Origin of the sequence: Thioalkalivibrio sp. ALMg13-2 (assembly GCF_000381185.1) — a bacterium.
Lineage (GTDB): Bacteria > Pseudomonadota > Gammaproteobacteria > Ectothiorhodospirales > Ectothiorhodospiraceae > Thioalkalivibrio > Thioalkalivibrio versutus.
Genome location: NZ_KB906111.1, coordinates 68,879 through 84,459, shown reverse-complemented (window position 1 = coordinate 84,459; position 15,581 = coordinate 68,879). Strand labels below are relative to the sequence as shown.

Genomic DNA, 15,581 nt, shown 5'->3' with positions numbered 1-15,581 from the left:
CACGACCGCGCTACCACGTGCACTTCACGCCGACCTCGGCGTCCTGGATCAACCTGGTCGAACGCTTCTTCGCGCTCATCTCGCAGCGCTGGATCAAGCGTCAATCGCATCGCAGTACTCGCGAACTCGAAGACTCCATCCGCGAATACCTGAAGACGTACAACGATGAGCCTCGACCGTTCATCTGGCGCAAAACAGCCGATCAAATTATCGCGTCGATCGCCCGTCTAACCGATCGCCTCGATAAAAATACGAACTTTTGTTAAAGGACACTAGGTGTGATCTCTCAATAGGTCGTCCACGGGGCGACTCCGGAGGATGTTGCAGCGGCCCGTCTGGCGAGCCCGTTGCGGGCCTCGCGTCGGGCTACTAGAGCCCGGGCAGGTGCAGGATGCCGACCACGGCGCCGGTCATCAGCGTGGCCAGGGTGCCGGCCACGATGGCGCGGATGCCGAGGGCAACGATCTCGCTGCGCCGCTCCGGGACCAGTGCGCCCAGCCCGCCGATCAGGATGCCGAGACTGCCGAGGTTGGCGAACCCGCTGAGGGCGTAGATCAGGATCAGCTCGCTGCGCGCGGACAGGGCGTCGCGCGGCAGTTCGGCCAGATGCAGGAAGGCCACCATTTCGTTGAGGATGGTCTTTACCCCGAGCAGGGAGCCGGCGGTGACCGCCTCGTTCCAGGGGATGCCCATCAGCCAGGCCAGCGGCGCGAAGACCCACCCCAGCATGCGCTCCAGGCTGAGCGTCGCCCCGGCCACCTCCGGCAGCGCACCGAGCATGACGTTGACCAGCGCGACCAGCGCAATCACCACGATCAGCAGCGCGACGATCTGCAGCAGCAGTTCCAGCCCGCGCAGGGTGCCGCGGGTGATGGCATCCATCGAACTGCTGGCGGGCTCGGGTTCGGGCAGCAACTCGCCCGCGGTCGAGGGTGCGGTGGGCGGGATCATCACCGTGGCAACCAGCAGTGCGGCCGGCAGGCTGATCAGGGAGGCGACGATCAGATGGCCCAGGGCATCGTCCAGCGCCGTGTTGATGATGGTGGCGTAGAGCACGAGCATGGTGCCGGCCAGGGTGGCCATGCCGACGGCCATCAGCGCGAACAGCTCGCTGCGGGTCATCTCCCGCAGATAGGGGCGGATCACCAGCGGGGATTCGACCATGCCGAGGAACACGTTGGACGCGGTGCCCACGCCCAGGGCGCCGCCGATCCCGAAGGCCCGCTGCAGTACCCTGGACGCGCCGCGGATCAGCAGCGGCAGGATGCGCCAGTGAAACAGCAGCGCCGAGAGTGCGCTCAGGACCAGGATCAGCGGCAGGGCCTGAAAGGCGAGCACGAAGGTGCTGCCATGGCCTTCGGTTGCAAATGGGGGTTCGTCCCCGCCGATGTAGCCGAAGACGAAGGTGGTCCCGGCCCGCGTCGCGTCGGTCAGGGCAATCACCGCCTCGTTGGCCCACAGGAACAGGTGCTGCATGCCCGGCACGTTCAGCAGCAGTGCGGCAATCCCGAATTGCAGGGCCAGGCCGGCCAGTACCGGCCGCCAGGGGAAAGACCGCCGGTGCTCGCTCAGAAGCCACGCGATCGCAATGAAGACCAGAAGGCCCAGGCCGGCTTGTAACTCGGTCACGAACGGTCTCCGACAAAAATGGCGGGCACAGCATACCCGGGGGCTGGGTTCGATGCGCGCGGCGGGTCGGCGGTGGGCGGGGCGGGCCATGCCGGATTGTGTGTCGGGCGCGACGTGGATCGTCGCCTGGGGATGGTAGGGTAGGCGCATCTGGACCACGCGGGCCTTGAGGCCATGCGTGGCATTTCCCGAACGGATCAAGGAGCCGGGTTGGTGGAGTCGCGCGAGTTGCAGCCAGGGATGGTGGTGCTGCATGGCAATCACCTGGAGTCGCTGCGCACGCTGGCGGTGGAGTGGATGCGCCGCGCGCCGCTCGGTCCGCTGGAGAACGAGACCATCCTGGTGCAGAGCAACGGCATGGCGCAGTGGCTGCGGCATGCCCTGGCCGCGCCGCCGGATGCCGACCCGCCGGGCTGCGGGATCGCGGCCGCGCTGGACATGCAGTTGCCGTCGCGCTTCGTGTGGTCGGCGTATCGCGCGGTCCTCGGGGCCGAGGCCGTTCCGCTGGAGTCCCCCTACGCCAAGCGGCCGCTGACCTGGCGGCTGATGCGCCTGCTGCCGGAGTGTCTGGCGCAGGAGGCCTTCGCGCCGCTCCGCCAGTTCCTGCAGGACGACGACCCGGGGCAGGGGGGCGACCTGCGCAAGCGTTTCCAGCTGGCCGAGCGCCTGGCGGACCTGTTCGATCAATACCAGGTGTACCGCGCTGACTGGCTGACCGACTGGGCGGCCGGACGCGACATCCTGCGTGACGCCCGCGGGCAGGAGCGCGAGCTGGCGCCCGGGCAGCGCTGGCAGGCCGAGCTGTGGCGCCTGCTGCAGGCGGATATCGGTGTGGCGCGCGAGGCGGTCAGCCGCTCGGCCGTGCATGCCCGGTACATGGAGGCGGTGCGCGCGCTGGAGCAGCGCCCGGCGCGCCTGCCCCGGCGGATCATCGTGTTCGGCATCTCTTCGCTTCCGGGGCAGATCCTGGAGGCGCTGGAGGGCCTGGCGCGCTTCTGCCAGGTACTGGTCTGCGTGCACAACCCCTGCGAGTACTACTGGGCCGACATTGTGGCCGACAAGGACCTGCTGCGCGCCACGCGCCGGCGCCAGGCGCGCAAGGCAGGCATGCCCGAGGCCCTCGACGAGGCGGAGCTGCACAACCACGCCCACCCGCTGCTGGCGGCCTGGGGCAAGCAGGGACGCGACTACATCGGGCTGCTGGACGAACACGACGACCCCGAACACTACGGCCGGGTGTTGCGCACGCTGGACTGGGAGCGCGTGGACGTCTTCGAGCCGCACGGCACGCGTGGGCCGGAGGACTGCCTGCTGCACCAGCTGCAGGAGGACATCCGCGAGCTGCGCCCACTCGCCGAGTCCCGGGAGACCTGGCCCGCGGTCCCGGCGGAGGACCATTCCGTCCAGTTCCACGTGGCGCACAGCCCGCTGCGCGAGGTGGAGCTGCTGCACGACCGGCTGCTGGATCACTTCGAGCGCGACTCGTCGCTGCGCCCGCGCGACGTGATCGTGATGGTTCCGGACATCGATCAGTACGCCCCGCACATCGAGGCCGTGTTCGGCCAGCCGGAGACCGATGATCCGCGCTTTATCCCGTACACGCTGTCGGACCAGGGTTCGCGCGGCCGCGATCCGGTCCTGATCGCGCTGGAGCAGTTGTTGTCACTGCCGGAGAGCCGGATGGGCGTCAGCGAGCTGCTGGACCTGCTGGATGTGCCGGCGGTGCGCCGGCGCTTTGGCATCGCGGAGGAGGACCTGGGCCAGCTGCACCGCTGGGCCGAGGGGTCGGGCGTGCGCTGGGGGCTGGATGCCGCGCAGCGCGCCGGGTTGGGCCTGCCCGAGGGGCTGGAGCAGAACACCTGGCGCTTCGGCCTGCGGCGGATGCTGCTGGGCTACGCGCTGGGTGACCAGGGCCCGTGGCAGGGTCTGGAGCCCTACGATGAGATCGGCGGGCTGAGTGCCGCGCTGCTGGGGCCGCTGGACGCCCTGATCACCGCCCTGGAGGAGGCGTGGGCGTGGCTGCGCCAGGCGCATGCGCCGACAGACTGGGCCGTGCATCTGGGCGGGCTGCTGGAGCAGTTCTTCGCGGCCGAGACCGATGCCGAGCTGTTCACCCTGGAGCAGCTGGGCGAGGCCCTGGATCAGTGGCGCGAGGATTGCGCGGCGGCGAGTCTGGAGGAGGCCCTGCCGCTGGCGGTGGTGCGCGAGCAGTGGCTGGCGAGCCAGGACGATTCCGGGGTGGGCCAGCGCTTCCTCGCCGGGCAGGTGAACTTCTGCACCCTGATGCCGATGCGCGCGATCCCGTTCCAGGTGGTCTGCCTGCTGGGGATGAACGACGGCGACTATCCGCGCAGCCCGACGCCGGTGGACTTCGACCTGATGGCGAACGACTACCGCCCGGGCGATCGCTCGCGGCGCGAGGACGACCGCTACCTGTTCCTGGAGGCGCTGCTCTCCGCGCGGCGCCAGCTGCATGTGAGCTGGGTGGGGCGGCACGTGCGCGACAACGAGCCGCGCCCGCCGTCGGTGCTGGTGGGCCAGCTGCGCGATCACCTGGCGGCGGGCTGGGGGCTGGCCGGGTCCGACGGGCCGGAGGCGGGCCCGGCCCTGGTGGACCACCTGACCACCTGGCACCCGCTGCAGCCGTTCTCCCCGGTGAACTTCCCGGTGGCGGACGCCGCCGGCGATCGGCACTTTACCTACGCGCGGGAGTGGGAGGCGGTGCATGACGTGGCGCCGGGCGCTGCGGCGGATGCCGCTGGTGGCGCCCCCGCGGCGGTGCCGTTGCTGGAGGCCGAGCGCGAGCCGCGCGCCCTGGGGCCGGAGGCACTGACGCGCTTTCTGCGCTTCCCGGTGGAGGCGTTCTTCCGCCATCGTCTGGGGGTGTTCTTCGACGAGGAGGAAGAGGCCGGCGACGACCTGGAACCCTTTGGCCTGGCCGGGCTGGAGCAGTGGCAGGTGCGTCAGCAACTGGTCGCGGCGGCACTCGAGACCACCGACGACGCGGAGGCCTGGCCGAGCATCCTGGAGGCGGAGTCGGCCCGGCTGCAGCGCGCGGGCCGGCTGCCGCTGGGTGCGGCAGGCGAGCTGGAGCGCGGCGCGATGGTGGAGGAGGCCGCGCGGCTGCTGGAGCGGATCGGCGAGCGCTATGCGCTGTACCCCGAGTCGTTGCCGGCCGCGCGGCCCCTGCGTCTGGAACACGAGCACTGGGGCCTGGAGGCCGTGCCACCCGCCCTGCGCAGCGATGGGCAGGCGCGGGTATGCCTCGACTACACCGCGAGCCGCATTGGTGATGGCAAGAAGTGGCGCTTCGACAAGCTGATGGCGCCCTGGGTGATGCATCTGCTGGCCAACGCCGGGACGGGCGGCGTGGACTCCGAACTGGTTGGACTGGACAAGCGCCTGGAGCTCCCGGGGCTGGAGCCGGGGCTGGCCGAGGAGTTGCTGGGGACGCTGCTGGAGGCCTGGGCGGCCGGCCAGGAGCGGCCGCTGCCGCTGGCCTGCGCCGCCGCCTTTGCCTGGCTCGCGGCGGAGGAGGGGTCGAAGGATCCGTATGACGAGGCGCTGAAGACCCTGGCCGGGAATGACTTCGCCGCCGGCGAATGGTCGCGCAGCCCGGCGCTGGCGCGTGCCTGGCCCGACCCCGAGACCCTGCTGGACGATCCGGACTTTGCCTTCTGGCGCGACCGGATTTATCGGCCGGTGTTTTTCGTGGTGAATCAGGCGGAGGACCCTGCATGAGCGCGACCGCCCACAAGCTGGATCTGCTGGGGCTGCCCCTGCACGGCAGCCGCCTGATTGAGGCGAGTGCCGGCACCGGCAAGACCTACACCATCGCCGCGCTGTATCTGCGCCTGGTGCTGGGGCACGGCGAGCTGCCCGAGGGCACCGTCGCGCTGACGCCCCCGCAGATCCTGGTGATGACCTTTACCGACGCGGCGACCCAGGAACTGCGCGAGCGTATCCGCGACGCGCTGGCGATTGCCGCGCGCGTGTTCCGCGCGGAGGACCCGGATGCGGTGCCGGGTGTGCAGGACATCCACCTGCAGTTGCGCGGCGAATACGCCGAGGCGGAACGCCCGGGTGCGGCGCGCCGGCTGGAGCTGGCGGCGGAGTGGATGGACGAGGCCGCGGTCTCCACCATTCATGGCTGGTGCTACCGCATGCTGCGCGAGCATGCCTTCGACAGCGGGAGCCTGTTCACCCAGGACCTGGCGAGCGACCAGCAGGAGTTGCTGGCGGACGCGGCGCGCGACTACTGGCGCCGTTTTGTCTATCCGCAACCGGCGGCGCCACTCGCGCTGCTGCGCAACGCCTTCGGTGCTGATCCTGACACGTTACTGCAGAAGATCCGGCCGCTGGTCGGGCATCTCCCGGCCCACACGGCGGATGTGGAGCTGGAGACGCCGGAAGGCTTGGCAGCTGCATTGGGCGATCGGCTGGCGCGGCTGGAGGCCATGAAGCGGCCCTGGCGCGAGGACTTTGCGGCGGTGGCCGAGCAGTTCGAGACGCTGCGCAACTCGGTGCTGAACAAGCAGAAGTACAGCAACCCGGAGAAGTTGCTGGGGGCCATGCGCGACTGGGCGACGGACCCCGGCGCACTGCGGCCAGGCGGGGTCTCCGGCGACTCGCCCCTGGAGCGTTTCAGCGCGGCCGGGATGCAGGCGCGGCTGAAGGCGGGGCAGGCGCTGCCGGACGATCTGCATCCGGCCTTCGCGGCGCTGGACGATCATGCCGAGGTCTGTGTGGACGACCGCGAGCGCCTGTTGCAGGCGGCCGCGCGGCAGGTGGACGCGCGGTTTCGCCAGGCACAGCGGCAGCGCGCGCAGATGGGTTTCAACGACCTGCTGACCCGGCTGCGCGACGCCCTGGACGGACCCGGCGGCGAACACCTGGCAGCGACCCTGCGCGCCCAGTTTCCGGTGGCGCTGGTCGACGAGTTCCAGGATACCGATCCGGTGCAGTATCGGATCTTCCACCGCGTCTACCGCATCGACGAGAACCCGCGCGATCTGGGCGTGCTGCTGATCGGCGACCCCAAGCAGTCGATCTATCGCTTTCGCGGGGCGGATATCCATACCTATCTCGCCGCGCGAGCGGCCACCGCCGGGCGGCACTACACGCTGGAGCGAAACTTCCGGTCGACCGATGCCCTGGTGCAGGGCGTGAACCGGCTGTTCCAGCATGCCGAGGGCTGGCAGGACGGGGCCTTCCTGTTCCGCTCGGGAACGGAGAACCCCTTGCCGTTTCTGCCGGTGGACGCGAACGGTCGCCCGGAGGTCTTTGAGAACGATGGACAGGCGATGCCGGCCGTCACGCTGTGGTGCTTTGATCCGGGCGAGCCGGTGCCCAAGGGCGCCTATCGCGAGCGCATGGCGCAGGCTTGCGCCAGCTACATGGTGGAACTGCTCAACGGCGGGATGGCCGGTCGCTGTGGCTTCCGCAAAGGTGAGGCATTGACCGGGGTACGGCCACGCGACATGGCGGTGCTGGTGCGCGGGCGTGGCGAGGCGGATGCGATCCGTGCCGAGCTGCGCCGGCGGGGTGTGCGCAGTGTGTACCTGTCCGATCGCGAGTCGGTGTATGCGACCGCCGAGGCGGGAGACCTGCTGCGCTGGTTGCGCGCCTGCGCCGAGCCGACCAGTGAACGGCTGCTGCGCGCGGCGCTGGCGACCGCGACGCTGGGGCAGTCGCTGGCCGAACTGCATCGGCTGACGCTGGACGAGCTGGCGTGGGAGGTACGCGTCGAGCAGTTCCGCGATTATCGGCGGTTGTGGCAGTCGCGCGGGGTGCTACCGATGCTGCGCCGCCTGCTGCACGACTTCGAGGTCCCGCGCCGGCTGCGGGCCACGGCCGAGGGCGAGCGTGCCCTGACCAATCTGCTGCATCTGAGCGAACTGCTGCAGCAGGCGGCCGCCGAGCTGGACGGCGAGCAGGCGCTGATCCGGCACCTGACGGAACATCGCGGCGGCGAAGGCGAGACCGGGGAGGAGCAGGTCCTGCGCCTGGAGAGCGACGAGGACCTGGTCAAGGTGGTTACGCTGCACAAGTCCAAGGGGCTGGAGTATCCGCTGGTGTTTCTGCCGTTCGTCTGCAATTTCCGTCAGACGGATACGGCCAAGGACGTGCCCTACCGCGACCATCCGCCGCAGGGTGGGGCGCGCTGGGTATTCCGCATGGACGGCGAGGTGTTCGAGCGCGCCGAGCGCGAGCGCCTGGCCGAGGATCTGCGCCTGTTGTATGTCGGCATGACCCGCGCGCGGCATGCCTGCTGGCTGGGGATTGCGCCGATCGTCTCCGGAAACAGCAAGACCAATCACTTCGACCGCACCGCGGCCGGATACCTGCTGGCCGGACCCGCGGGGGTGCAGGACGGCGGGTTGGAGGCCGCGCTGCGGGATGCAGCCGGCGACGCATCGGCGATTCATGTGGGGGCGCTGCCGGAGGCGAGCGCGGTGGCCGCGCAGATGGGCAGTGCCACGACCGCGACGGGGCCGGCCCGGGTGCCGCCGACGCGCCGCTTCGAGCGCTGGTGGGTGGCCAGCTACAGTGCGATTGCCGCGCATGGCGAGGGGGTCGCGCCGGTGGCCCCCGACTCGGCGCGCGAGGACGTGCTGCGCGAGGGGGTGGCGGATGCGAGTCGGCCGCCGCTGGAGGCGCCGGAGCCCGAGTCGCGCGCGGCCAGTGGGCTGCATGCCTTCCCGCGCGGGCCCGGGCCCGGCACCTTCCTCCACGGGCTGCTGGAGTGGGCGGCGGAGCAGGGGCTCGCTGCGCAGGCGGCAGATCCCGAACGGATGGCGCAGGAGATCGCGACACGCTGCGAGCGGCGGGGCTGGGGCGAGTGGTCGGAGACGGTCGCGGACTGGATGCAGCAGTTGCTTGCGGTCGCCTTCCCGCTGGAGGACGGCGAACATTTCAGTCTGGGCGGCCTGACCACCTATCAGCCGGAGCTGGAGTTCCTGTATCCGACGCGCAACCTGCAGGCGGGCGAGCTGGATCAGGGGGTGCGCGCGCAGATCCTGGCCGGACAGCCGCGCCCGCCGCTGGGGAACGTCACCCTGAACGGGATGCTGAAGGGATTCGTCGATCTGGTCTTCGAGCACGGTGGGCGCTATTACGTGGCGGACTACAAGTCCAACTGGCTGGGGACTTCGGCGCAGTCCTACACCCCGGAACGCCTGCAGGCGGCGGTGCTGGAACACCGCTACGACCTGCAGCTGGTGCTCTACACCCTGGCACTGCATCGCCAGCTGGCCGCGCGCCTGCCGGACTACGACTATGACCAGCACATGGGCGGCGGGGTGTACCTGTTCCTGCGTGGCGTGGGTGCGCCGGGGCACGGGGTGTTCCACCACTGTCCGCCGCGTGCACTGATTGAATGGCTGGATCACCGGATGGCGGCCGGTCCGGACCGGGAGGCGACGGCATGAGCACGGTGATGCCCACGGGACCCCTGGCCTCGGCGGAGGCCGTGCTCGAGCTGCTGCGCGAGTGGGAGGAGGCGGGCTGGCTGCGCGGTGTCGACCGGGCGCTGGTGCGCTTCCTGCACGAGCAGGCCCCGGCGGCGTCGCCGCTGGCCCTGCTGCTGGCGGCGCTGGCCAGCCATCAGGTCGGACGCGGCCATGTCTGTTTGGAACTGGACGCATTGCTGCAGGCCCCCGACGCCACGCTGGCCCTGCCGCCGGAGGGCGAGCCGGGATCAAAGCCGCCGCCGCGCCCCTCGTCGGTACTGCAGGGGGTATCCGTTGCGCAGGTTGCGGCGGCCCTGCAGGACAGTGGCCTGGCCGGACCGGGCGAATTGCGTGGAACGCCGCTGGTGTACACCGGGGGGCAGGTCTATCTGCGCCGCTACTGGGAGAGCGAGCGCCGCATCGGCCAGGCCATCCGCGCGCGCCTGGCTGACCGCGAGGCCTGGCAAGGTGCGCTGGACGAGCAGGCGTCGCGGGACTGGCTGGACCATCTGTTCGGACCGCCGGCGGAGGCTGCCACTGACCCGGACTGGCAGCGCCTGGCCTGCGCCCTGGCGGCCGGGTCCGGCTTCAGTGTGATTACCGGCGGGCCGGGGACCGGCAAGACCACGACCGTGCTGCGACTGCTCGCGTTGTTGCAGGGGTTGCAGGGTCCGGACGACCCGCTGCGCATCCGCCTGGCGGCGCCGACCGGCAAGGCGGCGGCGCGCCTGAATGCCTCGGTCAGCGGGGCGCTGGATCGCCTGGGGCTGGACCAGCTGCCCGATGGCGATGCGCTGCGCCGGAACCTGCCCGCCGAGGTGGTGACGGTGCACCGTCTGCTCGGGGCGCGCCCGGATACCCGGCACTTCCGCCACGGGGCGCGCAACCCGCTGGCGGTGGATGTGCTGGTGGTGGACGAGGCCTCGATGATCGACCTGGAGCTGATGGCGAGCCTGGTCGAGGCCGTGCCACGTACCGCGCGCCTGATCCTGCTGGGGGATCGCGACCAGCTGGCCTCGGTGGAGGCCGGCGCGGTGCTGGGCGAGCTGTGCCACCGCGCAGGGGGCGGCCACTACACGCCCCAGACCGCGCAGTGGCTGGAGGCCGTGACCGGGATGGCCGTGCCGGAGGCGATGCAGGATGCGGCCGGCCAGGCACTGGATCAGCACATCGTGATGCTGCGCGAGAGCCATCGCTTCGGCGCGGACAGCGGGATCGGGCGGCTGGCCGCGGCAGTCAACACGGGCGAGGCATGGAAAGGGGCGGACGGGGACGATGCCGTCCGGCAAAAGGTACTCGCGGGGCCCGAGGACCCGGCACTGGTGGATCTCGCGGTGGACGGGCGCGCGGACACGCCGGAGGGCGAGGCGGTGGGTTATGCGGGCTATCTCGAGGGCCTGCGCGCGGCGCGGCCGGCCCCGGCGGCCCCGCGCGCGGCCTGGGGGGACTGGGCGCGCGACGTGCTGGCGGCCCACGGGCGGTTCCAGCTCCTGTGCGCGGTGCGCCGCGGCCCGTGGGGGCTGGAGACGCTGAACCGGCGCGTCGCCGCGGCCTTGCAGGCGCGCGGCCTGCTCGCGGGGGACGCGGGACGGATGGACGGGCCGGGGGCCGGCGGACAATGGGTCGAGGGGCGCCCGGTGATCGTCACGCGCAATGACTACGCGCTGGGGCTGATCAACGGCGATATCGGGATCGCCCTGGCCGTCCCGGCCTGGCTGGCGCGGGGCGAGCCGGAGGCGGACTCGGATGCCACCAAGGGCGAAGACTCGGTGCTGCGGGTGGCGTTCCTGGCCGCCGGGGACGGCGGGCGTGTGCGCTGGGTGCTGCCCAACCGCCTGGAGGCCATCGAGACCGCGTTTGCCCTGACGGTGCACAAGGCCCAGGGGTCGGAGTTCGAGCACGTGGCCCTGGTGCTGCCGGACGCGGACAGCCCGATCCTGACCCGCGAGCTGGCCTACACCGCGATCACCCGCGCCAGCCGCTGGTTCAGCCTGCTGGAGCCACGTGCGGGCACGCTGGTTGCGGCCAGCCAGCGCCAGATCCGCCGTAGCGGCGGCCTGCGGCGGTGGCTGGGGAACGCACCGTTCACGGGACAACACCCGTCCTCTTGATGCGATTCGCTGCGCTCATCGGCATCCTACGTCCGTTGCCCGTGTCCGGGGTTGGCAGCATTGTCGGATGCGATGAGCCCCGCGACTCGCATCACCTCGCCAATCGTCCGCTGTCCAGGTCCGGCTTTGGCGGGGGCTTCGCCTGCAACTAGGCTCCCACAGAGGGTCGTGCGGCTGGCCGCTCGGGGGGTGTTCAGGTGGTGCGGCTGCCGTAGGTGACGACGGATTCGATGCGTTGGGCGCGTTCTTCGTCGAGGCCGTCGGTCTGGGCGAGGGTGGCGGCGTCGGCGTTGATGATGTCGCGCACGCTGCCGATGTCGCGCAGGAGGTCGCGGGCCTGGTCGGCTTCGACGCCGGGCAGGCCGCTGACGATGAACTCGGCGGCCTTGCGCCGGGTGTCGGGCTTGGTCGGGCGGTCAGACGGGTCCGGCTCGATCTGTGCGTTCAGCCCCAGAAGGTAGATCAGCATGCCGCTGTTGTCGGCGTCGGAGCTGGGCAGGACGCTGATGCCGAGGGCGATCGTCAGGTGGGCCAGGGCGCGGTGGATGTCCAGCGCCTGCTGGTGAAAACGGGGCTCGTAGAGGTCTCCCTCCACGACATAGACGACCTGCTGGTAGTTGGCCTTCAGCTTGGCGGCGTTTTCCCACAGACTCTTGTCGACGACGCTGAGAACCATATCGGTGGCGGACTTGCGCTCGACCACGACGCCGTTGGGTAGCAGGTAGTCGCCGACGTCGAGGTCGGTGAATTCCAGCTCCACTCCCTCCAGGCGTTCGATGCGCTGGATGATCTTGCCCTGTTCGCGGCGGTCTGCACGGATCGGCAGGTGAACGTTTTCCATGGGGGCTCCGGTTGGTTAACTGCGTGCGGATGTATTCGTGTCACCTTAGGCCGACCCGCGAGGTGCTCCAAATGGCCGGATGCCGGGCGGGGCGAGCGCGGTGTGTGCGGGCGGGCGTGCGCGCGTGTCGCACATGGCCTACAGTCGGGGGGCGTGTTCGGCGGATGGCAATCGCGGGCATGCATGGAGAAAACAAAAAATAGAAAGGATGGAGTGCATATGTCGATTCAGATAGCAGTGGTGGGACTGGGCCGGGTGGGCGGCCGCTTCCTCGAGATGTTGCTGGAGTCCGGTCTGCCCGGAATGACGATCTGCGCGGCCTCGGAGCAGGGCGAGACCGAGGGGCGCCGGCTGGCCGAGGCGAAGGGGATCCCGCTGGAGTCGGTTGCGGATCTCGTGGCACGCGGGGATCAGGTGGATGTGATCTTCGATCTGACCGGGCAGCCGCAGGTCCGCCAGGAGCTGCGCGAGGGGATGCAGAACAGCGGTAACCGGCATACCGTGGTGGCGCCGGAGGTGATGGCGCACATGACCTGGGCCATGCTGACCCGCGAGGCCCCGCCGGACGTGCACGGCAGTACGGGGTACTGATTGAGCGCCGCGTCGCCTCGTTCGAAGGTGGGGCGAAGGGCTTGATTCGGTCACGAAAGGCCGCCTTCGGGCGGCCTTTTTGTGTCTGGCTGGCGCGCAGGCGTTGAGAAGTGAGGCGAAACGACACGCGGAATGATTGCTTGCTGGTTCGAGCTGATGGTGGGTGCCTGTCCCCTTGATGTCATCCCGGCCGTAGCGCAGCGCAGAGCCGGGATCTTCGGTGTTGCGGTGGCCGGCCGGCGGATCCCGGATCACCGCTACGCGGTGTCCGGGATGACGGGGTGGGGTTGGGCGGTGTCCGGGATGACGAGGTGTGTGTTGCGTGGTGTCCGGGACGGCGGGGTGGTGTGGAGGGGCCGCTTCAGACCAGGCGTGTCTCCAGGCAGTCGGCGAGGGCGAGTGGCGCCATGGCCCTTGAATGAATCCATCCCTGGTAGAGGTCGCAGCCGATCGTCCGGAGGAGATCCCGCTGCGCCGTGGTCTCGACGCCCTCGGCCACCAGGGTCAGGCCCAGGCTGTGGCCGAGGTGGACGATGGAGCGCAGGATCATGTCGGATTCCGGGTCCTGGCCGATGTCGGCGATGAACGAGCGATCGATCTTGAGCTTGTCGATCGGCAGTGACTTCAGGTAGGCGAGCGAGGAATAGCCGGTCCCGAAATCATCCAGCGATACGCGGATGCCCAGGGCCTTCAGTCCGCGAAGCTGATCGCGGGTGAGTGCGACGTCCGCCATGGCCACGGTCTCGGTGACCTCGATCTCGAGGCGCTCGGGCGGGGCGCCCGTGGCTTCGAGGATCGCGCCGAGGCGCTGGACGAGGTCGTGTTGGCGGAACTGCATCGCCGAGACGTTGATGGCGACCCGGAGCTCGAGACCCGAACGGGACCACTGGGCGAGCTGCTCGCAGGCCTCGGAGATGACCCACTCGCCGAGTGGCAGGATCAGGCCGGTGGCCTCGGCGCTGGTGATAAAACGGGTCGGGGCAACGGGACCAAGCTCGCTGTCGGTCCAGCGGGCCAGAGCCTCGACGCCGATGACGCGATTCGACGCCACGTCCACCAGCGGCTGATAGTGCAACTCGAGGCCGTCGTTCCCGAGCGCCTGCTGGAGGCGTTGTTGCAGGCGTTGCTCTTCGTGCACCTGGGCATCCAGGTGTTGCGAGAAGAAGGCGTAGGTGTTGCGTCCGGAGTGCTTGGCCTCGTACATCGCCATGTCGGCGTAGCGAACCAGGCTCCGTTCGTCGCGGGCATCGCGCGGAAACAGGGCGATGCCCAGGCTTCCGGTGGAGGTCAGTCTGCGGGCTTGTTCGGTCTGGAACGGGCTGGTGAAGATGTCGAGGATGCGCTCGGCGATCGCGCCGATGGCCTGTTCGTCTCCGACGTTGGTCAGCAGGATCATGAACTCGTCGCCGCCGAAACGCCCGATGGTCGCCTCCTGGTCCAGGGCGCCCTGAAGTCGGGCGGCCACGGCCTTCAGCAGCTGGTCGCCCTCGTGATGGCCGAAGGTGTCATTGACCATCTTGAAGTTGTCGAGATCCAGCAGCATGACGGCGATCGGGTGGCCGTGACGTTCGGCCTGGGCGATCCCCTGCGTCAGGCGGTCGTGCAGGAGCCAGCGGTTGGGTAGTTCGGTCAGGCTGTCGTGGGTGGCCTGGTGCTGGATCCGCGCCTCGCGGCGCTGACGGTCGGTGATGTCGCGGATGAACGCGGTGATGCGGCGGCCTTCGCTGTCGTCGAAAGCATTCAGGCTGATGTCCAGCGGGAACTCGGTGCCGTCGATGCGGCGCCCGCGCAGGTGGGGCACCTGCCCCATGGTGCGGCGGTTGATGGTGTGGGCATGTGCCCGCCGGTGCATGCGGTGGCGTTCGCGCAGGCGTTCGGGGACCAGCCGCTCCACCGGTTGCCCGATCAATTGCTGGCGTGGATAGCCGAACAGGCGTTCGATGTTGCGATTGGCCATCACGATACGGCCGTCCATGTCGGTGACCAGCACGCCGTCGGGGGCCGTCTCCACCAGTTGCTGGTAACGCTGCTCGCGCATCTCGATATCGCGGTGGGCCTGGTGCAGGCGCTGGAGGGGCGAGCGTACGCTTTCCAGGAACAGGCCCTGGTAGATCAGGAGATACGCCGCGAGCTTGTAGATATGGCCGAGTACAAACGGGGTGTCCGTCAGGTCTTCGTAGAACATGAAGAACATCCCGCTGCCGATGCTGATGACCATGGCGGCGGCGACCAGGGGCATGCCCGGACGTTGCAGGAGCTCACGGCGTAGGGCGAGCAGGGCCAGGGTGGCCAGGTGCAGGCCGATCACCAGTGCCTCCAGCCCCATCTTGGTGGGCGTGAGCCCGCTGACCGGGTCGAACAGGAGCGGGATGATTTCCGCATGCCAAAGTCCGATCCACGCCAGCAAGGCGACCAGCAGAAGGCTCCCGACCAGGTAGACAAGACGGGGTGGACCGTCGCTTTGCGAGACCATGGGCAGGGCCACGTAGGCGAGCAATGCCGCGGCCGCGACCAGGCGCGCGGCCAGCCAGAACAACAAGGTCTGTTGTGACGAGTTCGGGGTGATGAAATCCGGCATGGCCGGATAGGTCATCAGGTGCAGGAAATCAAGCAACGCGACCGCCAGGAAGGCGCACGCCAGCAGCAGAGAAGCGGCCACGCGGCGGCGGTCGATTACGTGGTAGCCCACCGCGAATACCAGTACGGCCACAACCACCGCGAACAACTCCGCGCCCGTGTGGAAGGCGGTCAGGTGCTCGCGGGGCAGGATCCGCGGCAGCTCCACCCCGAGCATCCAGATCGCCAGCGGTAACAGCAGTAGCGCCAGCAGAACGCCGGAGGCGAGGGCAATATGTTGCCGCAGGTACCGATCGGAACCCGAAATCATCGGGCTCTAAGTGCACACATTGTTGGACAACTCCCCTGGACGCATCCTTATGGGCGGGTCGCGTCGGCCTG

The 15,581-nt window shown here is 69.6% G+C and carries 7 protein-coding genes and 1 pseudogene; 5 read left to right on the top strand and 3 right to left on the bottom strand.

Annotated elements, in window-relative coordinates; all coding sequences use genetic code 11:
- Window positions 1-266: pseudogene (locus tag F618_RS0109255) on the top strand (IS630 family transposase); the annotation flags it as partial.
- 103 nt (window positions 267-369) lie between these two features.
- Here the strand turns inward: F618_RS0109255 and F618_RS0109250 are convergent.
- Window positions 370-1,629, bottom strand: a complete 1,260-nt coding sequence (locus F618_RS0109250) for a NupC/NupG family nucleoside CNT transporter (protein ID WP_019568399.1) — start codon at window positions 1,627-1,629, stop codon at window positions 370-372.
- Between the two features lie 240 nt (window positions 1,630-1,869).
- Here F618_RS0109250 and recC point away from each other — a divergent pair, with 240 nt between their 5' ends.
- The 3 genes from recC to recD are packed head-to-tail and all read left to right on the top strand — an operon-like array spanning window position 1,870 to window position 11,191.
- Window positions 1,870-5,370: an exodeoxyribonuclease V subunit gamma gene (recC, locus tag F618_RS0109245; protein ID WP_038071493.1), complete on the top strand. Its 3,501-nt coding sequence runs from the start codon at window positions 1,870-1,872 to the stop codon at window positions 5,368-5,370.
- A complete protein-coding gene (gene recB / locus F618_RS0109240) occupies window positions 5,367-9,059 on the top strand; it encodes an exodeoxyribonuclease V subunit beta (protein ID WP_019568397.1) in 3,693 nt (1,230 codons plus the stop codon). The genes recC and recB overlap by 4 nt, the downstream gene beginning before the upstream one ends.
- Window positions 9,056-11,191, top strand: coding sequence for an exodeoxyribonuclease V subunit alpha (recD, locus tag F618_RS0109235; RefSeq protein ID WP_019568396.1), 2,136 nt, complete (start codon window positions 9,056-9,058; stop codon window positions 11,189-11,191). The genes recB and recD overlap by 4 nt, the downstream gene beginning before the upstream one ends.
- A gap of 193 nt (window positions 11,192-11,384) precedes the next feature.
- Here recD and F618_RS0109230 read toward each other — a convergent pair whose 3' ends face one another.
- Window positions 11,385-12,032, bottom strand: a complete 648-nt coding sequence (locus tag F618_RS0109230; RefSeq protein ID WP_019568395.1) for an ERCC4 domain-containing protein — start codon at window positions 12,030-12,032, stop codon at window positions 11,385-11,387.
- Window positions 12,033-12,251: 219 nt separating this feature from the next.
- Here F618_RS0109230 and F618_RS0109225 point away from each other — a divergent pair, with 219 nt between their 5' ends.
- Complete coding sequence (locus F618_RS0109225; RefSeq protein WP_018937781.1) at window positions 12,252-12,623, top strand: hypothetical protein; 372 nt, start codon at window positions 12,252-12,254, stop codon at window positions 12,621-12,623.
- Between the two features lie 361 nt (window positions 12,624-12,984).
- On the opposite strand, the gene F618_RS0109220 is transcribed toward F618_RS0109225, so the two are convergent.
- Entirely contained in the window at window positions 12,985-15,510 is a 2,526-nt protein-coding gene (locus tag F618_RS0109220) for an EAL domain-containing protein (protein WP_019568394.1), read from the bottom strand.
- Window positions 15,511-15,581: the final 71 nt, after the last annotated feature.

Bases quoted from the DNA above. Each gene is read 5' to 3' on its own strand.
- recD (WP_019568396.1), top strand. From the start codon at position 9,056: ATGAGCACGGTGATGCCCACGGGACCCCTGGCCTCGGCGGAGGCCGTG.
- F618_RS0109220 (WP_019568394.1), bottom strand. From the start codon at position 15,510: ATGATTTCGGGTTCCGATCGGTACCTGCGGCAACATATTGCCCTCGCC.
- recB (WP_019568397.1), top strand. From the start codon at position 5,367: ATGAGCGCGACCGCCCACAAGCTGGATCTGCTGGGGCTGCCCCTGCAC.
- F618_RS0109230 (WP_019568395.1), bottom strand. From the start codon at position 12,032: ATGGAAAACGTTCACCTGCCGATCCGTGCAGACCGCCGCGAACAGGGC.
- recC (WP_038071493.1), top strand. From the start codon at position 1,870: ATGGTGGTGCTGCATGGCAATCACCTGGAGTCGCTGCGCACGCTGGCG.
- F618_RS0109225 (WP_018937781.1), top strand. From the start codon at position 12,252: ATGTCGATTCAGATAGCAGTGGTGGGACTGGGCCGGGTGGGCGGCCGC.